This is a genomic window from Mycobacterium sp. E2699, assembly GCF_001666745.1.
GTDB lineage: Bacteria > Actinomycetota > Actinomycetes > Mycobacteriales > Mycobacteriaceae > Mycobacterium.
Map to the genome: position 1 here is coordinate 125,820 of NZ_LZJH01000088.1, position 20,748 is coordinate 146,567.

Here is a 20,748-nt window from a genome sequence, read left to right on the forward strand (position 1 = left end):
ACTGGGTCACGACGGTTCCGAATTCAGCTGGCGCAGGGCCTCGATGCGGGCCTGGATCTGCTCGCGGGTCGCCGCGGCGATCGGCGGGCCCCCGCAGCGGCGGCGCAGTTCGCTGTGAATCCATCCGTGTGGTTGGCCGGTGCGGTGGTGGGTGGCCGAGACCAGCGTGTTGAGCTCGCGGCGCAGGTCGCGAAGCTGGCCGTGCATGGAGAACGCCGTCGCCGGGGCTCCGGGGGCGCCGGCCGCCCGCCTCTTGAGCTGCTCGTCCTGGCGCTGGTGCAGCAGGGCGCGCATCTGCTCGGCGTCGAGCAGCCCCGGGATGCCGAGGTAATCGGCCTCCTCGTCACTGCCGGCCGGCGTCGCGGTGCCGAACGACGACCCGTCGAAGATCACCTGGTCCAGCTCCGCGTCGGCGCCCAGCGAGGTGAAACCCGGTTCGGCGTCGGTCTTTTCGGTCCGCGTCCGGGTGGCCGGGTCGCCGTCGAGGGGATCGTCGGACTCGCGGTGCGGTTGGCCGAGCACGTGGTTGCGCTGAGCCTCCAGCTCGCTGGCGAGCTGCAGCAGGCCGGGCACCGACGGCACGAAGATGCTCGCGGTCTCGCCCGCCCGACGCGAGCGCACGAACCGGCCGATGGCCTGCGCGAAGAACAGCGGCGTCGAGGCGCTGGTGGCGTAGATCCCGACCGACAGCCGCGGCACGTCGACGCCCTCGGACACCATGCGCACCGCGACCAGCCACCGGCTGGTGCTCGCTGCGAATTCGGTGATCCGGTCCGACGACCCCGGGTCGTCGGACAGCACGACCGCGGGCGCCTCCCCGGTGATCCTGGTCAGCAGTGCGGCGTACGCGCGCGCCGCGGTCCGGTCGGAGGCGATGATCATGCCGCCCGCGTCGGGCACGTGCGCCCGCTTCTGGCGCAGCCGCTCGTCGGCGGCCGCGATCACCGCGGGCATCCATTCGCCGGCCGGGTCGAGCGCGGTGCGCCACGCCCGCGCGGTCTGCTCGGCCGACAGCGGTTCACCCAGCCGCGCGGCATGCTCGTCCCCGGCGCTGTCGCGCCAGCGGGCCTGTCCCGAGTAGGCGAGGAACACCACCGGCCGGACCACGCCGTCGGCCAGGGCCTCGGCGTAGCCGTAGGTGTGGTCGGCCTGCGAGCGTGCCACGCCGTCGGCGCCGGACTCGTACGTGACGAACGGGATGGGGCTGTCGTCGCTGCGAAACGGCGTGCCCGTCAGGGCGAGTCGTCGGGTGGCGTCACCGAACGCCTCGCGGATGGCCTCGCCCCAGGTTTTGGCGTCACCGCCGTGATGGATCTCGTCGAAGACGACGAGTGTCTTGCGCTGCTCGGTGCGCACCCGGTGCAGCGTCGGGTGCGCCGCGACCTGGGCGTAGGTCACCATCACGCCGTCAAACTCCGGTGAGGTCTGCGGGTTGGTGTTGGAGAACCTCGGATCCAGCGCGAGGCCGTGCCGCTGCGCGGCCAGCGCCCACTGCACCTTGAGGTGCTCGGTGGGCACCACGACCGTGATCTGCTCGACGGCGCGCTGGCCGAGCAGTTCGGCCGCCACCCGCAGCGCAAACGTCGTCTTGCCGGAACCGGGGGTGGCGACGGCGAGGAAGTCGCGCGGCTGGGCGGCGAGATATTTGACCAGCGCGCGGCGCTGCCAGCCCCGCAACGCCAGGACCGTGTCGCTGCCCGACTGCATCGAAAAGGTTCCCCCCAAAGTTGCGTCCTCGACGCGTCAGGTGCGGCTCGGCGACGGGTGTGAAATGTAGCATGCCAACGCTTTTCGGCGCAGCAGCGACGCACTGGGTCGATTCATGGTGGCGACCCGCCGCGCCCGGCTACGCCGCGCTTGCGATCCCCACTAGACGGCGTGGCCCGCCAGGTCCCGGGCTTGTAGCCACCCGTGGATTCGGGCGGCGACGTCGGCCCATCCCGGTTCGAGCATCATGTTGTGCCCCATGTCGAAGAACTCCGCCTCGGTGCGGTAGGCGCGCGCGGTGGCCCGCACCGCCCGCACGCTGACGAAGCCGTCGTGCACGCCGCCGAGGACCAGCATCGGTGTGGTGATCCGCTCGGTGTCGACCCGGCGGAACATCGGATCGGTCATCGCCGCGCGGATGCTCTCGGGCCCGGCGCGATGCCAGCACGATTGGACGACGTCCTCGGGCGTGTCGGCGCAGAAGAGATACTCGCGGGCCAGCGCCGCCGTCCGGAGGAACCTGACCAAGGTGGGGTCGTTGAACGAGTGCACGGTCATCCACGGGCGGCGCCGCCAGACCCGCAGCGCCGCCCCGAGCACGCCACTCGGCGGCAGCGATCCCACCAGTACCGCGGCCGGGGCGTCCCGGTCCTCCAGGTAGCGCTGGATCGTGTAGCCGCCCAGCGAGTGACCGACGAGGACGGGGGAGCCGCCCAGATCGTCGGCCACCGAACGGACGTCGTCGATGTAGTCGGCGATGGAAACCCGGTGCAGCGGCTCGGCGGTGGGGCTTCCGCCGTGGCCGCGCAGGCTCATCGCGACCGCGCGGTAGCCGGCGTCGGCGAAGAAGTCCAGGAAACCGTCGTCCCAGCACCACGCGCCGTGCCAGCCGCCGTGCACGAACAGCAACGGCACGGGATGCGCGTCGCTGCAGGACCCCTTGTCGATCACCTCGAGCATGAGCTGACTTTTTGCCAGCAGGCCCCTCCGCGTCAAGCCCCCATGCCCCGCGCGGCGGCACCTGTCCCCCGCAAGCGGGGGCACCACCGGCGCCCGGCTTCGCGGCGCTCGCGCCCGCTAGGCTTGCGGGGTGTTTGAATCGCTGTCCGACCGGTTGACCGGTGCCCTTGCGGGCCTGCGCGGCAAGGGTCGACTGACCGACGCCGACATCGAGGCGACCACCCGCGAAATCCGGCTGGCGCTCCTCGAAGCCGACGTTTCCCTGCCCGTGGTGCGGGCGTTCGTCGGCCGGATCAAGGAACGCGCCCGGGGCGCCGAGGTGTCCGGCGCGCTCAACCCGGCGCAACAGGTCGTCAAGATCGTCAACGAGGAACTCATCGGCATCCTGGGCGGCGAGACCCGCCAGCTCGCGTTCGCCAAGACGCCGCCGACGGTGATCATGCTCGCCGGCCTGCAGGGTTCCGGTAAGACCACGCTGGCAGGCAAGTTGGCCGCGTGGCTGCGCGGCCAGGGTCACACCCCGCTGCTGGTGGCCTGCGACCTGCAGCGGCCCGCGGCGGTCAACCAGCTCCAGGTCGTCGGCGAGCGCGCCGGCGTGCCCGTGTTCGCCCCGCACCCCGGCGCGTCGCCCGAGTCGGGACCGGGGGACCCGGTCGCGGTGGCGGCGGCGGGGCTCGCGGAGGCCCGGGCCAAGCACTTCGACGTCGTCATCGTCGACACCGCCGGCCGGCTGGGCATCGACGACGAGCTGATGGCGCAGGCCGCGGCCATCCGCGACGCCGTCGACCCCGACGAGGTGCTGTTCGTCCTGGACGCGATGATCGGCCAGGACGCCGTCACCACCGCCGAGGCGTTCCGCGAGGGTGTCGGGTTCACCGGCGTGGTGCTGACCAAGCTCGACGGCGACGCCCGCGGGGGCGCCGCGCTGTCGGTCCGCGAGGTCACCGGCGTGCCAATCCTCTTCGCCTCCAGCGGCGAGAAGCTGGAGGACTTCGACGTCTTCCACCCCGACCGGATGGCCAGCCGCATCCTGGGCATGGGCGACGTGCTGACCCTGATCGAGCAGGCCGAGCAGGTCTTCGATGCGCAGCGCGCCGAGGAAGCGGCCGCCAAGATCGGCAGCGGCGAGCTGACGCTGGAGGACTTCCTCGAGCAGATGCTCGCCATTCGCAAGATGGGCCCGATCGGCAACCTGCTGGGCATGCTGCCCGGCGCCGGACAGATGAAGGACGCGCTGGCCGAGGTCGACGACAAGCAGCTCGACCGGCTGCAGGCCATCATCCGCGGGATGACGCCCCAGGAGCGGGCCGACCCGAAGATCATCAACGCGTCGCGGCGGCTGCGCATCGCCAACGGCTCGGGGGTGACGGTGTCGGAGGTCAACCAGCTGGTCGACCGCTTCTTCGAGGCCCGCAAGATGATGTCGTCGATGCTCGGCGGCATGGGCATCCCCGGCATCGGCCGCAAGTCGGCGACCCGAAAGGCCAAGGGGAAGGCTGGAAAGAAGGGCAAGAAGGGCGGGCGCGGGCCGACTCCGCCGAAGGCCAGGAACCCGCTCATGCAGGGCATGCCCGGCATGCCGGCCGGATTCCCCGACCTGTCGCAGATGCCCGAGGGCCTCAACGAGCTGCCGCCCGGGCTGGCCGACTTCGACCTGTCCAAGCTGAAGTTCCCGGGCAAGAAGTCGTGACGATCGCGAGCGCGGCGGAGCCGGGCGAAGCGGGTCGTCACCGGCGGATCGTGACGATCGCGAGCGCGGCGGAGCCGGGCGAAGCGGGTCGTCACCGTCAGATCGTGACGATCGCGAGCGCGGCGGAGCCGGGCGAAGCGGGTCGTCACCGGCGGAAGTAGCCGCGCGGTGCGGATGCACGTGCGCGGCCGGGGGCTGCCCGACGAGACCGAGCTGCAGCTGTGGATCGTCGACGGCCGCATCAGCACCGAACCGGTGGCCGGCGCGGACACCGTCTTCGAAGGTGGCTGGATTCTGCCCGGGCTGGTCGACGCGCACTGCCACGTCGGGCTCGGCGACGACGGCGAGATCCCCCTCGATGAGGCGATCGGCCAGGCCGAGGCCGAACGCGACGTCGGCGCGCTGCTGCTGCGTGATGCCGGCTCGCCAACCGACACCCGCAGCCTCGACGATCGCGAGGATCTGCCCCGCATCATCCGCGCCGGAAGGCACCTGGCGCGGCCCAAGCGCTATTCGCGGGGCTTCGCCGACGAACTCGAAGACGAATCCCAGCTGCCCGAGGCGGTGGCCCGCGAGGCCAAGCGCGGCGACGGCTGGGTCAAGCTGGTCGGCGACTGGATCGACCGCGACATCGGCGACCTGGCCCCGCTGTGGTCCGACGACGTGCTCAAGGCCGCGATCGCTGCCGCACACGAGCACGGCGCCCGCGTCACCGCGCACGTCTTCAGCGAGGACGCGCTGCCCGGCCTGATCAACGCCGGCATCGACTGCATCGAACACGGCACCGGGCTCACCGACGACACCATCGCGCTGATGGTCGAGCACGGCACCGCGCTGGTGCCCACCCTGATCAACACCCTGGAGAACTTCGAAGGCATCGCGGACGCCGCGGGCCGCTACCCGGCCTATGCCGCGCACATGCGCGACCTGCACGCCCGATGCCTGCAGCGGACCGCCGCCGCGCGCGAGGCGGGCGTTGCCGTGTATGCCGGCAGCGACGCGGGCACCATGATCGCGCACGGGCGGATCGCCGACGAGGTCGAGGCGCTCAAGCGCATCGGTATGAGCCCGACCGAGGCGTTGGGCGCGGCGTGCTGGGATGCCCGCCGCTGGCTGGGCCGGCCCGGTCTGGAATACGGGGTGTCGGCCGACCTGTTGTGCTACGCACAGGACCCACGGCAGAGTCCGGGGGTCCTGAACCGGCCGGACCTTGTGATATTGCGCGGCAAGATTTTTCGGCCACACGACTAGGCGGCGCGGCGTAGCGATCGCGGATAGGATCCTCGAATGGCGTTGGCCAGCGGCGCGACCTTCGCCGGTTACCTGGTCGCGCGGAGGCTGGGTTCTGGAGCGACCGGCGCGGTCTACCTTGTCCAGGACCCGCGGGCGTCGCGCTGGCAGGCGTTGAAGGTCCTTGCGCCGGCGCTGTCCGACGACGGCGCATTCCGTCGGCGATTCCTGGCGGAGGTCCCGGTCGCGACGCGCCTGTACCACCCGAACGTCGTCGAGGCGCGCGACCGCGGCGAGTTCGACGGCCAGCTGTACGTCGCGATGGAGTACGTCGAGGGCATCAACGCCGCGCGGTTGATCGCCGACCGATTCCCGGCCGTCTCGGCGGCGGGCGAGGTGCTCGCCATGGTGACCGCGCTCGCCGGCGCCCTCGACTACGCGCACGAGCGCGGGCTGCTGCACCGCGACGTCAAACCCGCCAACGTCCTGCTGACCGGCCTCTGGGAAGGCGAACAGCGGACGCTGCTGACGGACTTCGGGGTGGTTCGCGACCCGGGCACGGCCGGCTACGCCGCGCCCGAACAGCTGCTGGGCACGGGCGTCGACGGGCGCTCCGACCAGTACGCGTTGGCCGCCACCGCCTTCCACCTGCTGACCGGCGCGCCGCCGCCACCCGACGCCGCACCCCCGTTGCTCAGCGACCAACGCCCGGAACTGGCGCGCCTCGACGGCGCGTTCGCCCGTGCGCTCGCCCCCAACGCCGACGACCGGTTCGCGACCTGCCGGGAGTTCGCCGCGGCGGCGAACGAACAGGCGGGCGTCCTCAGCGGTGACCGCAGTCCCGAGGCCGCCCTGGTGGCCGAGTACCCGGCGTATACCGCACCCGCCGCGGCCGAACGAGCGGCGGCCGGATCGCCGGCCCTTCGCCTGGACGACGCGCTCACGCGGACCGCCCCGCACGAGCGGGAGCCCGCGGTGGCCCGGCCGAAGAGGCGCCGGCCCCGCAGGATCGTGGTGGCCGCCGCGGCGGCGCTGCTCGTCGCGGCGCTGCTCGCCGTCGGCGTCGCCATCGGGCGCAAGACCGACACGAACATCGCCCCTGCGGGTCGCCCGTCAACGAGCGCGCCGCCGGCGCCACCCGTGGCAGCGATCCCGCTCGACGGCACGTACCGCCTCGAGGTCCAGCGCACCCGGCAGACGTTCAACGACACGCCCGACCCGCAGCCACCCGACGTGACCACCTGGTGGGCCTTCCGCTCGTCGTGCGCGGCCGGTCCGTGCACGGCCGTCGGCCAGCCGCTGGACGACGATAACCACACCCAGCCGAAGCCGACCGTCCGCGGGCCGGTCGTGCTCGACTTCCGCGACGGTCGTTGGCTGTCGCGGCCGGAGGAGGCGACCGTCGCCTGCATCGGCCGGAACGGGGCCGACGGGATGCAAGCGACCACGCAGGTGCTGTCGCTGCGACCGCGGCCGCAAGGCGAGTTCGCCGGCGACATGACCGTCACCGTGCAGAGCGACGAATGCGGCCAGCTCGGGGCCGTGCTGCGGGCGCCCGCGGTGGCCACCCGCAGCGGCGACCTGCCGTCGGGCGTCACGGTCCCGGACCCGGCGGGGGCCCTTGAACCCCACGCCTCGCCCCCCGGCCCCCCTCGCTAAGCCCGCCTGACCAGCGCTTTCGGCACGGCGCGCCGGCCTTCGCGGAAAGATTGCGAGTACTTGCTATCTATGTTACGGTTCGTGCCAACTCGACGACCTTGGAGGAAACCGTGACCTACGACGTGATCGTTCGCGACGGGCTGTGGTTCGACGGCACCGGCGGCGCGCCGCAGACTCGCACGCTCGGCATCCGCGACGGCGTGGTGGCCACGGTCTCGGCCGCGCCGCTGGACGAGACCGGTTGCCCCGAGGTGATCGACGCGGCCGGCAAGTGGGTGATGCCCGGCTTCATCGACGTGCACACCCACTACGACGCCGAGGTGCTGCTGGACCCGGGGCTGCGGGAGTCGGTGCGCCACGGCGTCACCACCGTGCTGCTGGGGAACTGCTCGCTGTCGACGGTCTACGCCGATTCCGAGGACGCGGCCGACCTGTTCAGCCGCGTCGAGGCGGTGCCGCGCGAATTCGTTTACGGCGCTTTGGATTCCAACAAGACCTGGTCGACCGCCGCGGAGTACGTCAAGGCGATCGACACCCTGCCGCTCGGGCCGAATGTCGGCTCCCTGCTTGGTCATTCGGATTTGCGGACCGCGGTGCTCGGCCTCGATCGCGCCACCGACGACACCGTCCGGCCCACCGATGCCGAGCTGGAGCGGATGGCGGCGCTGCTCGACGAGGCGCTGGACGCCGGGATGCTCGGCATGTCCGGCATGGACGCGGCCATCGACAAGCTCGACGGCGATCGCTTCCGGTCGCGCGCGCTGCCGTCGACCTTCGCCACGTGGCGGGAACGGCGCAAGCTCATCAATGTCCTGCGCAAGCGCGGGCGGATGCTGCAGAGCGCCCCGGACGTCGAAAGCCCCGTGTCGGCGCTGATGTTCTTTCTGACCAGCAGCCGGATCTTCGGGCGCGGCAAGGGTGTTCGGATGAGCATGCTGGTGTCGGCCGACGCCAAGTCGATGCCGCTGGCGGTGCACACGTTCGGGTTCGGCACCAGGATGCTGAACAGGTTCCTCGGCTCGGCCGTGCGGTTCCAGCACCTGCCGGTCCCGTTCGAGCTGTACTCCGACGGGATCGACCTGCCGGTGTTCGAGGAGTTCGGCGCCGGGACGGCGGCCCTGCACCTGCGCGACCAACTGCAGCGCAACGAGTTGCTCGCCGACAAGGAATACCGCCGCAAGTTCCGCCGCGAGTTCGACCGCGTCAAGCTCGGACCGTCGTTGTGGCACCGTGACTTTCACGACGCGGTCGTCGTCGAATGCCCGGACGGGTCGTTGATCGGCAAGAGCTTCGGCGCCATCGCCGACGAGCGCGGGCTGCACCCGCTGGACGCGTTCCTCGACGTGCTCGTCGAAAACGGTGAGCGCAACGTGCGCTGGACGACCGTGGTGGCCAACCACCGCCCCCGCCAACTCGACAAGCTCGCCAACGAGCCGAGCATCCACATGGGCTTCTCCGACGCCGGCGCGCACCTGCGCAACATGGCCTTCTACAACTTCGGTCTGAAGATGCTCAAGCGCACCCGCGACGCCCACCGGGCGGGCGCGCCGTTCATGTCCACCGAGCGGGCGGTGCACCGGCTGACCGGCGAACTGGCCGAGTGGTTCGGCATCGACGCGGGCACCCTGCGCGAGGGCGACCGGGCCGACTTCGTCGTGATCGACCCGGCCGGGCTCAACGAGGCGGTGGACGGCTATCACGAGGAAGCGGTGCCGTTCTACGGCGGCCTGCGGCGCATGGTCAACCGCAACGACGACGCCGTCGTCGCGACCGGTGTCGGCGGGGCCGTCGTCTTCGCGCGGGGCCGATTCCGCGACGGCTACGGCCAGACGGTGAAGTCGGGCCGCTACCTGCGGGCCGGCGAGCGGACCGCGCTGAGCGTGGGCGCCTGACATGGCCCGGACGCAGCAGCAGCGGCGCGAGGAGACCGTCGGGCGGCTCATCGACGCCTGCATCGCCACCATCATCGAGGTCGGCTACGCGCGGGCATCGGCCGCCGTGATCACCAAGCGCGCCGGGGTGTCCGTCGGCGCCCTGTTCCGCCACTTCGAAACCATGGGTGACTTCATGGCGGCCACCGCATCCGAGGTGCTGCGCCGCCAGCTGGAGTCCTTCACCAAGGGCGTCGCCGAAATACCGGCCGACCGGCCGGCCCTCGAGGCCGCGCTGGCGATACTGCGCGACATCACCAGCGGCCCCACCAACGCGGTGGTCTACGAGCTCCTGATCGCCGCGCGCACCGACGAAAAGCTCAGGGAGACTCTGCAACACGAGCTCGGGCAGTACTCCGCCAAGATCGTAGACGCGGCGCGGGCGCTGCCCGGGGCCGAGGCCTTCCCGGAGGAGACGTTCCCGGTCGTCGTGGCGCTGATGACAAACGTGTTCGACGGCGCGGCGGTGGTGGAGGGGGTGCTGCCGCAGCCCGCGATCGCCCAGCAGCGGATCCCGGTGCTGACGGCGCTGCTGAACGCGGCGCTGCCGGAGGCCGGCGCCTAGAGCGAGCCGATGCCGGTCTCGGGGTTCAGCGCGAAACCCCAGTCGAACAGGCTGCCGGCCTGATCCCAGTACGTCGGGCCGCCCGGTTTCACCAGCCCGTACATCATCGCGATCACCAGGCGGCGGCCCCCGCGGGCGGCGGCGCCGACGAAGGTCTTGCGGGCGGCGTCGGTGAAGCCGGTCTTGCCGCCGATGGCGCCGGGGTAGCGCGCCAGCAGTTCGTCCTGGTTGGTGATCGGTTCGTCGCCGTGATCGCCGGGGAACATCGCCGACGGCTCGGCGGTGATCTGGGCGAACACCGGGTTGGCCATGGCTGCGCGGAAGATGACGGCCAGGTCGTGCGCCGTGGACGCCCCGGAGCCACCCGGCCCGTCCAGGCCCGACGGGGTCGCCGCGTGGGTGCTCATCGCGCCCAGCGACGCGGCCTTGGCGTTCATCTTGGCGACCGCCGCGTCGGCGCCGCCGAGCAGGTGCGCGAGCGTGTTGGCGGCGTCGTTGCCCGAGACCAGCAGCAGCGCGTCCAGCAACTGGCGCGCGGTGTAGCTGCGGCCCGGCTTGATGCCGACGCAGTTGCACTCGACCTCGGTGTCGGCGACGTCGGCGACGACGGACGAGTCCAGGCTGACCTGGTCCAGCGCCACCAGCGCCAACAGCACCTTGATGGTGCTCGCGGGCGGGTGGGGCACGTTCTGGTCGCGGCCGGCCAGCACCTGGCCGCTGTCCAGGTCGGCCACGATCCAGGTCTGGGCCGGGCCGTCGGGGATGGGCACCGAGCCGACCGGCTGCGCGCTGTCGGCCGAGGCGGGCGGCACTCCGACGGTGGCACCGGACGCGACGGCCGCCAGCAGGGCGGCGGCTGCGGCCATGAGCTTGCGCATGGCCGCTCAGTTTAACTTCCGGGTTCGTGCGGTGGGTCCGCTGCCGGACGGAGGTGGCCCCGGGCTGATCGGACCCGCCGGTGCGGGCGGCGCCTGCCAGGCTGACCTGCGACCCTCCCGGCGAGTGTTTTTGACGAGTTGAGGCGCTAATGCCAGGGCATGTCGCGCCAGGAGTAGAACTTCCCGTCGCCGATGTCGTGGACGCCGTAGTAGTCCCAGAAGTAGTCGTGGCAGACGTTGCCGTCCCACGGGACGGGCCGGCCCGCCGGGAGGACGTCGCCGGGGCACCAGTGCTGGCAGGACTTCCCGGCCGGGCAAGGGGCGGCCTCGGCCGAGGGCGCGGCCAGCCCCGAGCCGCCGAACATCAACAGCGTCGTTGCCAAAGCCGCGAGTGCCGCTCTCATAAATTCAGGATTATTCCGCTCGTTTGCCGCTGATGTCCTGGGAAGACCGGAATGCTGTCGCGGTTGGTTCATCTGAGCTCCCTCGTTGCTGACGATCCTGTGGCAACTGCACACCGCGCACGCGGCTACCGATCCCAACTCGGGTGGCGACGTTGCCGAGATCGAAGTCGGCGACCGGGCGCGGTTCACGACGTAGAATCGCTTGCGGGACAGGCGAACTCCCCCTCGCTAAAGTTCTATCGGTCCGCGTCGACTCACACTAACCTGACGGGTTTCTGGCTGCGGAACAAGGGAATCATCCGCAAGTGTTGAAGACCGATATCGGGAGGAGTGCGTTATGCGTGTGTACCGGTTCGACGACTTCACCGGGCTGGACGGATTGCGGATTCACGACGAACCCGTCCCGTCGCCCCAGCGAGGAGAATTGCTGCTTCGGATACGAGCGGTCTCGCTGAACTACCGAGACGTGGCGATTCCCCTGGGCCGGTACGTGCGGGACAGCACACCGGGCCTGGTGCCGTGCAGCGATGCCGCCGCCGAGGTCGTGGAGGTCGGCGAGGGCGTCGAGGACTACCGTCCCGGCGAGCGGGTGGTGGGCTCGTTCCAGCCGAGATGGTTCGGCGGCCCAATGCCTGCGACGGCGAATTCGGACAGCTACGGCAGCGGCCAGGACGGCTGGTTGACCGAGTACAAGGTGGTGTCCCGGGAGGCGGTCGTGCGCATTCCCGACGCCATACCCGACGAACAGGCCGCGACGCTGCCGTGCGCCGGGGTTACGGCCTGGAACGCACTCGGTGGCCCCGCGCCGATTCGCGCGGGCCAGACCGTGTTGACCCTGGGTACCGGCGGGGTTTCGCTGTTCGCGCTGCAACTGGCCAAGCTGGTGGGCGGCCGTGTGGTCGCGACGACGTCGAGCTCGGAGAAAGCCCAGACCCTCAAAGCGCTGGGGGCCGACGACGTCATCGACTACCGCCGCAATCCCAACTGGGGTGAGCAGGTACGCGAACTGACCGGTGGCCGCGGCGCGGACCGCGTCGTCGAAGTCGGCGGCCCGGCCACCATCGAGCAGTCGCTGCGTGCGGTCGCCGAGGGTGGCGAGGTCACGCTGATCGGCTTTCTCAGCCAAGACAATCCGGGCATCGACTATTTCCTGCTCAAGGGGGCCGGCGCGACGACGCGGTCCATCACCGTCGGGAGCCGGTCCGATCTGCAGGACCTTGTGCGAGCCGTGGCCGCCACGGGGCTGGTGCCCGTGATCGACGACGTCTTCGAATTCGATGACGCGAAAGCGGCATTCGAACGGTTGCGCGACGGCAAGCACGTCGGCAAGCTCGTCGTCCGGATCGGCTGAGCGCGGCGACCGGCCGTCGTGTTCAATCGAGCCATGTTGAGCCTGGCCGAAATCTCCGACCGCCTCGAGATCCAGCAGCTGCTGGTGGACTACTCCACCGCGATCGACAACCGCCGATTCGACGACCTGGACAAGGTGTTCACCCCGGACGCCTACATCGACTACACCGCCCTCGGGGGCATCGAGGGCCACTACCCCGAGGTCAAGAAATGGCTGGCGGAGGTGCTGCCGAACTTCCCGGTGTACGCGCACATGCTGGGCAACTTCTCGGTGCACATCGACGGGGACAAGGCCGCGTCGCGGGTGATCTGCTTCAACCCGATGGTGCTGCCCGGCGGGGGCGACCAGGCGCTGTTCTGCGGGCTCTGGTACGACGACGAGTTCGTGCGGACCCCCGAGGGCTGGCGCATGACGCGCCGGGTGGAGACCAAAGTCTTCCAGAAGGTGATGTAGGCGAATCTGATGGCGGCGACCCGCCGCGCCCGGCTGCGCCGCGCTTGCGATCGCCGCAATTTCCGCGCGACCGCCCCGTTCTGGCACAATGGGCGGCTGTCCGCCGCGCGGTTACGGCCGCCCGGTGGTCACACACGCGAGGCAAAACCGGATCCGGGCATCCCGCCCGGATCGCTGAATTGCAGCGTGACACCCACAGGAGAAGTCGCTCAACCATGGCTGTGAAGATCAAGCTCACCCGGCTTGGCAAGATCCGCAATCCCCAGTACCGAATCGCAGTCGCCGACGCGCGCACCCGCCGCGACGGCCGCTCCATCGAGGTCATCGGCCGCTACCACCCGAAGGAGGAGCCGAGCCTCATCGAGATCAACTCCGAGCGCGCCCAGTACTGGCTCTCGGTGGGCGCCCAGCCGACCGAGCCCGTGCTCAAGCTGCTGAAGATCACCGGTGACTGGCAGAAGTTCAAGGGGCTGCCCGGCGCCGAGGGCACCCTGAAGGCCGCGCCGCCGAAGCCCACGAAGCTGGAGCTGTTCAACGCCGCGCTCGCCGAGGCCGACGGCGGGCCCACCACCGAGGCCGCCAAGCCGAAGAAGAAGGCCCCCGCCAAGAAGGCCGCCAAGGCGGCCGAGGAAGCGGCCCCCGAAGCCGCCGAACAGCCGGCGGCCGAAGCCGCCGAACAGCCGGCGGCCGAAGCCGCCGAACAGCCGGCGGCCAAGGGCGGCGAGCAGGCCGAGCCGGCCCAGCCGGTTGAGACGTCCGAGGAAGGCTGACCGGGGTGAGCACGGTCGTCGTCGACGCTGTCGAGCATCTGGTCCGCGGGATCGTCGACAATCCCGACGATGTCCGGGTCGACATGGTGACCAGTCGGCGCGGGCGCACCGTGGAGGTGCACGTCCACCCCGACGACCTCGGCAAGGTGATCGGTCGCGGCGGACGCACCGCGACCGCGTTGCGCACACTGGTCGCCGGGATCGGCGGCCGCGGCATCCGCGTCGACGTGGTGGACACCGACCAGTAGCGGAGCGCCTCCTTTGGAGTTGACGGTCGGGCGCGTGGTCAAGGCACACGGCATCGGCGGCGAGGTGGTCGTCGAAGTCCGCACCGACGATCCCGACGCCCGCTTCGCCCCGGGTAACACGTTGCGCGCCAAGAACTCCCGGACCGGTGACGAACGCAACGTCGTCGTCGACCAGGTGCGCGAGCACGGCGCGCGGCTGCTGGTGCGGCTGGCCGGGGTGGACGACCGCGACGCCGCCGAAGCGTTGCGCGGCAGCCTGTTCGTGGTTGACTCCGCGGAGCTGCCGCCGATCGACGAGCCCGACACCTACTACGACCACCAGCTCGAGGGCCTGCGCGTGCGCACCACCGGCGGACAGCACGTCGGCGTCGTCGCCGAGGTGCTGCACACCGCCGCCGGTGAGCTGCTGGCGGTGCGGCGCGACTCCGGCGAAGCCCTGGTGCCGTTCGTCGCCGCGATCGTGACGTCGGTGTCGCTGGACGATGGCGTCATCGAGATCGACCCGCCCGAGGGGCTGCTGGATCTGGCATGAGGATCGACGTCGTCACCATCTTCCCGGCCTACCTCGATCCGCTGCGAGAATCGTTGCCGGGCAAGGCGATTGCCTCGGGGCTGGTCGATCTGCAGGTGCACGACCTGCGCCGGTGGACCCACGACGTGCACCACTCGGTGGACGACGCGCCATACGGCGGCGGCCCGGGAATGGTGATGAAGGCCCCGGTGTGGGGTGAGGCGCTGGACGAAACGTGTTCCGGCGAAACGCTTCTGGTGGTTCCCACGCCAGCGGGTTCGCTCTTCACCCAGGCGACGGCGCAGCGCTGGAGCGCCGAGCGCCATTTGGTGTTCGCGTGCGGGCGCTACGAGGGCATCGACCAGCGCGTCATCGAGGACGCCGCCCGCCGGATGCGGGTCGAGGAGGTCTCGATCGGCGACTACGTGTTGCCGGGCGGGGAGTCGGCGGCCGTGGTGATGATCGAGGCCGTGCTGCGGCTGCTGACCGGCGTCCTGGGCAATCCCGCGTCGCTGCAGGAGGACTCGCACTCGCCGGCCCTGGACCGGCTGCTGGAGGGCCCCAGCTACACGCGGCCGCCGAGCTGGCGCGGGCTCGACGTTCCCGAGGTGCTGTTGTCCGGCGACCACGCGCGCATCGCCGCGTGGCGACGCGAGGTCTCGCGGCAGCGCACGCGGGAACGCCGCCCCGACTTATTGGAGGACCCGCGAGCAGACGCAAAAGCCCCGCGACACGCCGAAGATTAGGGGCGTTTACGTCTGCTCGCGCCGTGACCGGCCGGGCTCAGATGCGACCGCTGGGGAAGATCGTCTTGACGGCCTGGGTGATCGTCTGCCGCGCCGTGGCGTCGTCGGACGACTGCAACGACTGGACCACCATGACGTAGCGGTGGTCGGCGCCGATCACGCCGGTCGACAGGTGCACCCAGTCGGTGCCGATGCAGCACATCCAGCCCTGCTTGACGGCCACCGGCTCGGCGAACAGCCCATCCGGAATGCCGAACCGCTGCGGGTAACCGTCGATCCCGGTGGGAGTGGACCGGGCCAGGTCGTTGACGATGATCGTCGCCCGGTCGGCCGGCAGGCCGCCCGACCCGTCGAGCAGCATGTCGTAGTAGCGGACCAGGTCGGTCAGCGAGCTCATCGTGTTCCACCAGCGGCCGTCGCTGGGCGGGGTGGTGGAGGACAGGCCGTAGCGGGCCGCGACCTGGCTGACGATGGCGTCGCCGCCGCCCTGACCCCAGAACTTCTCGGCCGCGCCGTCGTCGGAGGACTGCAACATGGCGTCCAGGGCCTGGCGGTCCTCCGGGGGCAGCGCGGTCCTGCCCTGGGACTCGGCCAGCAGCAGGTCGTCGGCGATGAACAGCTTGGCCACGGAGGCGGTGCCGATGATCTGGCTGTTGCCATTGGAGACCAGCTCATGCGTCTTGCGATCGAGCACGGCCACCGAGAGCGTGGCTCCGGCGGCGGCCGCCTCGTCGATGGCCTGCTGAATCCGCGCCGGCAGGCCGCCGAACACCGTTCCGGACAGCGCCTGCGGCGACCCGTGCATCGGCAGGCTGTCCAGCAGCAGCTGAACCGTCTCAGGCTGCTTCGGCGACTCGAGCACCGGCGCGCTGCGTTCCGGGCTGCCCGACACCTTCGGTTGGCTTTGCCGCTCCACCAGCGCCTCGTCGCACCCTGCCAACACCAGCGTCACCGCCGCCACGGCGGCGAGCACGGTGAGCGGGCGGGGGCGCATGGGTCGGTCTCCTTGGTTTCGCCTGACGTCGTCGGGTCGATCGGCGCACGTGGACCCGAGTCATATTTACCACTCACCAGGGTCTTCGGCGGGCTATGAACCGCAGCGTTTACATGTGATTTTCAAAGCAAGCGGGCCGTCTGGCACAATTGTTCAGTTGTCTCGCACCCGTCAGCGGGCCGGGCTCCTTCCCGGCCGCCGCGAGATGCACACCAAGAGCCCGAAACCCATCGGCTTGATGACCGCCCCACGCCCGCGGGTGTGGGCGGCCATCGCAAGCCGCGACCGCAAGGAAGTGTCTTCGTACGATGAACAGGCTGGACTTCGTCGATCAGGCGTCGCTGCGCGACGACATCCCGGCCTTCAACCCGGGCGACACCATCAACGTGCACGTCAAGGTCATCGAGGGCGCCAAGGAGCGCATCCAGGTGTTCAAGGGCGTGGTCATCCGCCGCCAGGGTGGGGGCATCCGCGAGACGTTCACCGTCCGCAAGGAAAGCTACGGCGTCGGCGTCGAGCGGACCTTCCCGGTGCACTCGCCGAACATCGACCACATCGAGGTGGTGACCCGTGGCGACGTCCGTCGCGCGAAGCTGTACTACCTGCGCGAACTGCGTGGCAAGAAGGCCAAGATCAAGGAAAAGCGCTGACCGGACACGGTTCACCGGGGCGCCGACCATGCTGGCTACGCTGATCCCGTGACCGACAACCCGGACCCCTCCGAGGCCCCGTCCGACGCCGGCCAGCCGGAGCCGAAGGTATCCACCCGCGACCCCGGTGACACCGAGGCGCCCGCCGCCGAGCGGACCGTGCCGCCCGGGCCGGAGCCCAAGAAGAAGTCGACGCTGCGCGAACTCGCGATCCTCGCGCTGATCGCGGTGGTGCTCTACTACGTCATGCTGACGTTCATCGCGCGTCCGTACCTGATTCCGTCGGAATCCATGGAGCCCACGCTGCACGGGTGCACGGGCTGTGTCGGCGACCGGATCATGGTGGACAAGCTGACCTACCGCTTCGGTCAGCCGCGGCCCGGCGACGTGATCGTCTTCAAGGGTCCGCCGTCGTGGAACGCCGGATACAAGTCGATCCGCTCGAACAACACCGGGCTGCGCTGGGTGCAGGACGGGCTGTCGTTCATCGGCTTCGTGCCGCCCGACGAGAACGACCTGGTCAAGCGCGTCATCGCGGTTGGGGGCCAGACCGTGCAGTGCCGGGCCGACACCGGGTTGACGGTCGACGGCAAGCCGCTCAAGGAGCCCTACCTGGATCCGAACACCATGATGGCCGACCCGGCGAAGTATCCGTGCCTGGGCAGCGAGTTCGGTCCGGTCGCCGTCCCGTCGGGCCGGCTGTGGGTGATGGGCGACAACCGGACGCACTCGGCGGACTCGCGGGCCCACTGCACCAGCGTCCCGGCCGAAGCCCTCAAGGGCATCCTGTGCACCGGTGACCCGAACTCGGGAACCGTGCCGGTGTCCAACGTCATCGGCAAGGCCAGATTCATCGTGTGGCCGCCGTCGCGGTGGGGCGGAGTCAGATCGGTGAATCCCCAACAGGGCCAGTAGCCGTGGCCACCACGTGGCCGCCGCGGACGGTGATCCGCAAGGCCGGGGGTCTGCGCACCCTGGAGTCGGCGCTGTATCGCAGCGGCCTGGGGCCGGTGGCCGGGGTGGACGAGGTGGGCCGCGGCGCCTGCGCGGGCCCGCTGGTGGTGGCGGCCTGCGTGCTGGGACCGGGGCGCTTGGAAAGCCTTGCCGCCCTTGATGATTCGAAGAAGCTCACGGAGAAGGTGCGGGAGAGGCTGTTTCCGTTGATCCGCCGCTACGCGCTGGCCTATCACGTGGTGTTCATCCCGTCGGAAGAGGTCGACCGGCGCGGCGTGCACGTCGCCAACATCGAGGGCATGCGGCGCGCGGTGGCCGGCCTGGCCGTTCGTCCGGGATACGTGCTGTCCGACGGGTTCCGGGTGCCCGGCCTGCCGATGCCGTCGCTGCCGGTGATCGGGGGCGACGCCGCGGCCGCCTGCATCGCCGCGGCGAGCGTGCTGGCGAAGGTCAGCCGCGACCGGCTGATGGTCGCCATGGACGCCGAGCATCCCGGCTACGGCTTCGCCGATCACAAGGGCTACAGCACACCGGCGCACTCGACGGCCCTGACCGAGCTGGGGCCCTGCGCCGAGCACCGCTATTCGTTCATCAACGTCCGGCGCGTGGCAACCGGATCGGGGGCCCGGATAGTGGCCGAGTGCAAACCGGACCCTCCGGCCGAGCGTGACGGATACCGGTGAGGAAAGATGGGACCAGGTTCCCGCGTGGCGACGGAGGCGTCTGAGCAGATGAGTGGCAGATGAGTGCAGAAGATCTCGAAAAGTACGAAACCGAGATGGAGCTCTCGCTGTACCGCGAATACAAGGACATCGTCGGCCAGTTCAGCTACGTCGTGGAAACCGAGCGGCGCTTCTACCTGGCTAACAGCGTGGAGATGGTGCCGCGCAACGCCGACGGCGAGGTCTACTTCGAGCTCCGGCTGTCCGATGCCTGGGTGTGGGACATGTACCGGCCGGCCCGGTTCGTCAAGCAGGTGCGGGTGGTCACCTTCAAGGACGTCAACATCGAAGAGGTCGAAAAGCCCGAGCTGCGGCTGCCCGAGTAACGCGGTCAGGCGTCCGGCGGCGGCTGATTCTCGGCGTCCGACGGCAGCGCGCCGCGATTTTCGATGACGGCACGCGCCACGTCGGCCAGCTTGATGTTCAGCGCCTGGGAGTGGCGCCGCAGCAGGTCGAACGCCTGGTCTTCGCTCATGCCGTGCAGCAGCATCAGCATGCCGACCGCCTTGCCGATCTCGCGGTTGCTCAGCAGGCCCCGTCGCAGGCTGGCGGCGTCCTCGCCCTTGGCGACGGCGTTGATCGCCACGCTGGCGAACGCCGCCAGCACCGCCGCACGGCCGGCGGACTCGGCGTCGAACATGTTGGGCGTGTCGCTGAACAGGTTCAGCGCGGCCCCCTTGCGCTTGTCGACCAGCAGGCGAAAGCCCATGGCCCCACGCACCGGGGTTTCCTCGACGAGGACGGATGCCAGCTTGGGCCACAGCGACGGCGTGGTCAGGTCCGTGTCGATCTGGGGCGTCTCTTCCTCGATCGCGTCGATGCAGGGCCCGTCCCCGGCGCGCCGCTCCAGCTCGTCGATCTGGTGAGCGAGGCGGTCGCTCGCGCCGACCGTGACGTAGCGGTCGCCCTCGCGCACCATCAGGCTGGCATGGTCACAGCCGCGCACGGTCAGGGTCGCCGCGATGCAGATGGCCGCGTACATCTGCTTGGCGTCCGAGCCCTGATAGATGATCTCGGCGAGGGCGGCGAAGACCGTCCCCGGGTCGGCCTTCTCGCCGCCCGGTGGCGGACCGTCCGCGACCGCATTCGCGTCTTGTGCCACGTCGTGTCCCCATTCCTGCGCTGCCGGTGTTCGGCCCGCGATCGCCGTAGATTATCGGTCGCCAACACGACCGCAAACGCTGTATGGCCAGTTGCCGGGTATAGGCGGCGTGGCTGCTCACGCTCCCTTGTCGAGAATATCGACTTGCGACTTTGGTCACTTGTGGTTTCGAAGCGGCGCCGCAGGGAAGCTCATCTCGAATGGGGCTGACCGTTGCGGTGACCGGGCCGACCGGGGAAATCGGCATCTCCGCGGTGACAGCGCTCGAGCGCGAGCCCGCGGTGGACACCATCATCGGGATGGCCCGCCGGCCGTTCGACCCGGTGTCGTGCGGCTGGGTCAAGACCGTCTACCAGCGGGGCGACATCCTCGACCGGGAGGCGGTCGACGCCCTGGTGGCGCAGGCCGACGTGGTGATCCACCTGGCGTTCATCATCATGGGCTCGCGCGAGGAGAGCTCGCGCATCAACCTGCAGGGCACCCGAAACGTGTTCGAGGCGGTGGCTGCCGGGGCCGCCGCCGGGCGGCCGCGGCGGCTGGTCTACACGTCGTCGGTGGCGGCCTACGGCTACCACTCCGACAACCCGGTGCCCCTCACCGAGGAGGTGCCGACGCGGGGATCCGCCGAGCACTACTACTCGGCGCAGAAGGCGGCGTGCGAGGCGCTGCTGGCGGAAGTCACCAAGGGGTCGTCGCTCGAGGTGTTCGTCCTGCGGCCGTGCATCGTCGCCGGGCCCAAGGCGACCGCTTTGGCCGACGCGATGCCATGGAACCAGCTGCCCGGCCCGGTGCGCGCCATTTCCAGGGTGGTGCCGGTGCTGAAGCCGGTCGTGCCCGATCCGGGTTTTCCGTTGCAGCTCGTCCACCACGACGACGTCGCCGAGGCGATCGCGCTGGCGGCGACGGCTCCGGCGCCCCCAGGGGCGTACAACATCGCCGGTGACGGCGTGGTGACGGTTTCCGAGGTGGCCAGGGCGCTGGGCGGCCGGCCGGTGCGCGTCCCGGCCTTGGCGGCGTCGGCGGCGTCGGCGGCGCTGTCCCGGCTCCCGTTCGTCCCCTCGCTGCTGGAGTGGCTGCACATCGCGCGGACGTCCGTGGTGATGGACACGACGAAGGCGAAGACCCAGCTGGGGTGGCAGCCGCTGCACTCGTCGGCGGAGACGCTGGCGGCGCTGGCCGGGGGCGGTCCGAGGGCGGTGTGACGTCGGCCAATGTAGTTTTGG

Annotated in this window: 21 protein-coding genes and 2 pseudogenes; 17 read left to right on the plus strand and 6 right to left on the minus strand. The window is 70.4% G+C overall.

The window, feature by feature from the left end:
- Positions 1-6: 6 nt before the first annotated feature.
- Together A5696_RS15255 and A5696_RS15260 are read right to left on the minus strand one after the other, a co-directional pair.
- A complete protein-coding gene (locus A5696_RS15255) occupies positions 7-1,707 on the minus strand; it encodes a DEAD/DEAH box helicase (RefSeq protein ID WP_067880299.1) in 1,701 nt (566 codons plus the stop codon).
- A gap of 162 nt (positions 1,708-1,869) precedes the next feature.
- On the minus strand, positions 1,870-2,667 hold the full coding sequence (locus A5696_RS15260) for an alpha/beta hydrolase (protein WP_067880302.1): 798 nt from the start codon (positions 2,665-2,667) through the stop codon (positions 1,870-1,872).
- A 130-nt stretch (positions 2,668-2,797) separates the two neighbouring features.
- Here A5696_RS15260 and ffh point away from each other — a divergent pair, with 130 nt between their 5' ends.
- From ffh to A5696_RS15290, 6 genes and pseudogenes are all read left to right on the plus strand, one after another.
- Positions 2,798-4,357: a signal recognition particle protein gene (gene ffh / locus A5696_RS15265; RefSeq protein WP_067880305.1), complete on the plus strand. Its 1,560-nt coding sequence runs from the start codon at positions 2,798-2,800 to the stop codon at positions 4,355-4,357.
- Between the two features lie 47 nt (positions 4,358-4,404).
- Positions 4,405-4,506 (plus strand): annotated as a pseudogene (locus A5696_RS29185) (hypothetical protein); the annotation flags it as partial.
- 25 nt (positions 4,507-4,531) lie between these two features.
- Positions 4,532-5,608, plus strand: coding sequence for an amidohydrolase family protein (locus tag A5696_RS15275; RefSeq protein WP_156738418.1), 1,077 nt, complete (start codon positions 4,532-4,534; stop codon positions 5,606-5,608).
- Positions 5,609-5,644: 36 nt separating this feature from the next.
- The gene (locus A5696_RS15280) at positions 5,645-7,246 is read left to right on the plus strand and encodes a serine/threonine-protein kinase (protein ID WP_067880314.1); all 1,602 of its coding nucleotides are present in this window, start codon (positions 5,645-5,647) and stop codon (positions 7,244-7,246) included.
- Positions 7,247-7,344: 98 nt separating this feature from the next.
- On the plus strand, positions 7,345-9,138 hold the full coding sequence (locus A5696_RS15285; RefSeq protein ID WP_067880316.1) for an amidohydrolase family protein: 1,794 nt from the start codon (positions 7,345-7,347) through the stop codon (positions 9,136-9,138).
- Between the two features lies 1 nt (position 9,139).
- Entirely contained in the window at positions 9,140-9,742 is a 603-nt protein-coding gene (locus A5696_RS15290) for a TetR/AcrR family transcriptional regulator (protein WP_067880319.1), read from the plus strand.
- Here A5696_RS15290 and A5696_RS15295 read toward each other — a convergent pair.
- Complete coding sequence (locus A5696_RS15295) at positions 9,739-10,620, minus strand: D-alanyl-D-alanine carboxypeptidase family protein (protein ID WP_067880322.1); 882 nt, start codon at positions 10,618-10,620, stop codon at positions 9,739-9,741. The two genes, A5696_RS15290 and A5696_RS15295, sit on opposite strands and share 4 nt — an antisense overlap.
- Before the next feature lie 146 nt (positions 10,621-10,766).
- The gene (locus A5696_RS15300; RefSeq protein WP_067880325.1) at positions 10,767-11,024 is read right to left on the minus strand and encodes a hypothetical protein; all 258 of its coding nucleotides are present in this window, start codon (positions 11,022-11,024) and stop codon (positions 10,767-10,769) included.
- A 337-nt stretch (positions 11,025-11,361) separates the two neighbouring features.
- Here A5696_RS15300 and A5696_RS15305 point away from each other — a divergent pair, with 337 nt between their 5' ends.
- From A5696_RS15305 to trmD, 6 genes are all read left to right on the plus strand, one after another.
- Entirely contained in the window at positions 11,362-12,375 is a 1,014-nt protein-coding gene (locus A5696_RS15305; RefSeq protein WP_067880328.1) for an NAD(P)-dependent alcohol dehydrogenase, read from the plus strand.
- 33 nt (positions 12,376-12,408) lie between these two features.
- Entirely contained in the window at positions 12,409-12,828 is a 420-nt protein-coding gene (locus A5696_RS15310; protein WP_067880331.1) for a nuclear transport factor 2 family protein, read from the plus strand.
- Positions 12,829-13,043: 215 nt separating this feature from the next.
- Positions 13,044-13,598: a 30S ribosomal protein S16 gene (gene rpsP / locus A5696_RS15315; RefSeq protein WP_067880334.1), complete on the plus strand. Its 555-nt coding sequence runs from the start codon at positions 13,044-13,046 to the stop codon at positions 13,596-13,598.
- Between the two features lie 5 nt (positions 13,599-13,603).
- On the plus strand, positions 13,604-13,846 hold the full coding sequence (locus A5696_RS15320) for an RNA-binding protein (RefSeq protein WP_003878715.1): 243 nt from the start codon (positions 13,604-13,606) through the stop codon (positions 13,844-13,846).
- 13 nt (positions 13,847-13,859) lie between these two features.
- The gene (gene rimM, locus A5696_RS15325; RefSeq protein WP_067880337.1) at positions 13,860-14,378 is read left to right on the plus strand and encodes a ribosome maturation factor RimM; all 519 of its coding nucleotides are present in this window, start codon (positions 13,860-13,862) and stop codon (positions 14,376-14,378) included.
- Complete coding sequence (trmD, locus tag A5696_RS15330) at positions 14,375-15,103, plus strand: tRNA (guanosine(37)-N1)-methyltransferase TrmD (RefSeq protein ID WP_067880341.1); 729 nt, start codon at positions 14,375-14,377, stop codon at positions 15,101-15,103. The genes rimM and trmD overlap by 4 nt, the downstream gene beginning before the upstream one ends.
- A gap of 37 nt (positions 15,104-15,140) precedes the next feature.
- Here trmD and A5696_RS15335 read toward each other — a convergent pair whose 3' ends face one another.
- Positions 15,141-16,097, minus strand: a complete 957-nt coding sequence (locus tag A5696_RS15335) for a hypothetical protein (RefSeq protein ID WP_067880344.1) — start codon at positions 16,095-16,097, stop codon at positions 15,141-15,143.
- 308 nt (positions 16,098-16,405) lie between these two features.
- On the opposite strand from A5696_RS15335, the gene rplS reads away from it, so the two are divergent.
- From rplS to A5696_RS15355, 4 genes and pseudogenes are all read left to right on the plus strand, one after another.
- Positions 16,406-16,747 carry a 50S ribosomal protein L19 gene (gene rplS / locus A5696_RS15340; RefSeq protein ID WP_044510756.1) on the plus strand — a complete coding sequence of 114 codons (342 nt, stop codon included), beginning with the start codon at positions 16,406-16,408 and terminating at the stop codon, positions 16,745-16,747.
- Positions 16,748-16,795: 48 nt separating this feature from the next.
- Positions 16,796-17,662, plus strand: a complete 867-nt coding sequence (gene lepB / locus A5696_RS15345; protein ID WP_067880347.1) for a signal peptidase I — start codon at positions 16,796-16,798, stop codon at positions 17,660-17,662.
- Between the two features lie 2 nt (positions 17,663-17,664).
- Positions 17,665-18,436 (plus strand): annotated as a pseudogene (locus tag A5696_RS15350) (ribonuclease HII).
- A 7-nt stretch (positions 18,437-18,443) separates the two neighbouring features.
- Positions 18,444-18,749, plus strand: a complete 306-nt coding sequence (locus A5696_RS15355; protein WP_007171389.1) for a DUF2469 domain-containing protein — start codon at positions 18,444-18,446, stop codon at positions 18,747-18,749.
- A 5-nt stretch (positions 18,750-18,754) separates the two neighbouring features.
- Here A5696_RS15355 and A5696_RS15360 read toward each other — a convergent pair whose 3' ends face one another.
- The gene (locus A5696_RS15360) at positions 18,755-19,525 is read right to left on the minus strand and encodes a GAF and ANTAR domain-containing protein (RefSeq protein WP_067880353.1); all 771 of its coding nucleotides are present in this window, start codon (positions 19,523-19,525) and stop codon (positions 18,755-18,757) included.
- 200 nt (positions 19,526-19,725) lie between these two features.
- Here A5696_RS15360 and A5696_RS15365 point away from each other — a divergent pair, with 200 nt between their 5' ends.
- Positions 19,726-20,727 (plus strand): NAD-dependent epimerase/dehydratase family protein, encoded by a 1,002-nt coding sequence (locus A5696_RS15365; RefSeq protein WP_067880356.1) that lies wholly within the window; start codon positions 19,726-19,728, stop codon positions 20,725-20,727.
- Positions 20,728-20,748 lie beyond the last annotated feature (21 nt).

Bases quoted from the DNA above. Each gene is read 5' to 3' on its own strand.
- A5696_RS15255 (WP_067880299.1), bottom strand. From the start codon at position 1,707: ATGCAGTCGGGCAGCGACACGGTCCTGGCGTTGCGGGGCTGGCAGCGC.
- A5696_RS15260 (WP_067880302.1), bottom strand. From the start codon at position 2,667: ATGCTCGAGGTGATCGACAAGGGGTCCTGCAGCGACGCGCATCCCGTG.
- A5696_RS15275 (WP_156738418.1), top strand. From the start codon at position 4,532: ATGCACGTGCGCGGCCGGGGGCTGCCCGACGAGACCGAGCTGCAGCTG.
- A5696_RS15280 (WP_067880314.1), top strand. From the start codon at position 5,645: ATGGCGTTGGCCAGCGGCGCGACCTTCGCCGGTTACCTGGTCGCGCGG.
- A5696_RS15290 (WP_067880319.1), top strand. From the start codon at position 9,140: ATGGCCCGGACGCAGCAGCAGCGGCGCGAGGAGACCGTCGGGCGGCTC.
- A5696_RS15295 (WP_067880322.1), bottom strand. From the start codon at position 10,620: ATGCGCAAGCTCATGGCCGCAGCCGCCGCCCTGCTGGCGGCCGTCGCG.
- A5696_RS15300 (WP_067880325.1), bottom strand. From the start codon at position 11,024: ATGAGAGCGGCACTCGCGGCTTTGGCAACGACGCTGTTGATGTTCGGC.
- A5696_RS15305 (WP_067880328.1), top strand. From the start codon at position 11,362: ATGCGTGTGTACCGGTTCGACGACTTCACCGGGCTGGACGGATTGCGG.
- A5696_RS15310 (WP_067880331.1), top strand. From the start codon at position 12,409: ATGTTGAGCCTGGCCGAAATCTCCGACCGCCTCGAGATCCAGCAGCTG.
- rpsP (WP_067880334.1), top strand. From the start codon at position 13,044: ATGGCTGTGAAGATCAAGCTCACCCGGCTTGGCAAGATCCGCAATCCC.
- trmD (WP_067880341.1), top strand. From the start codon at position 14,375: ATGAGGATCGACGTCGTCACCATCTTCCCGGCCTACCTCGATCCGCTG.
- A5696_RS15335 (WP_067880344.1), bottom strand. From the start codon at position 16,097: ATGCGCCCCCGCCCGCTCACCGTGCTCGCCGCCGTGGCGGCGGTGACG.
- rplS (WP_044510756.1), top strand. From the start codon at position 16,406: ATGAACAGGCTGGACTTCGTCGATCAGGCGTCGCTGCGCGACGACATC.
- A5696_RS15355 (WP_007171389.1), top strand. From the start codon at position 18,444: ATGAGTGCAGAAGATCTCGAAAAGTACGAAACCGAGATGGAGCTCTCG.
- A5696_RS15365 (WP_067880356.1), top strand. From the start codon at position 19,726: ATGGGGCTGACCGTTGCGGTGACCGGGCCGACCGGGGAAATCGGCATC.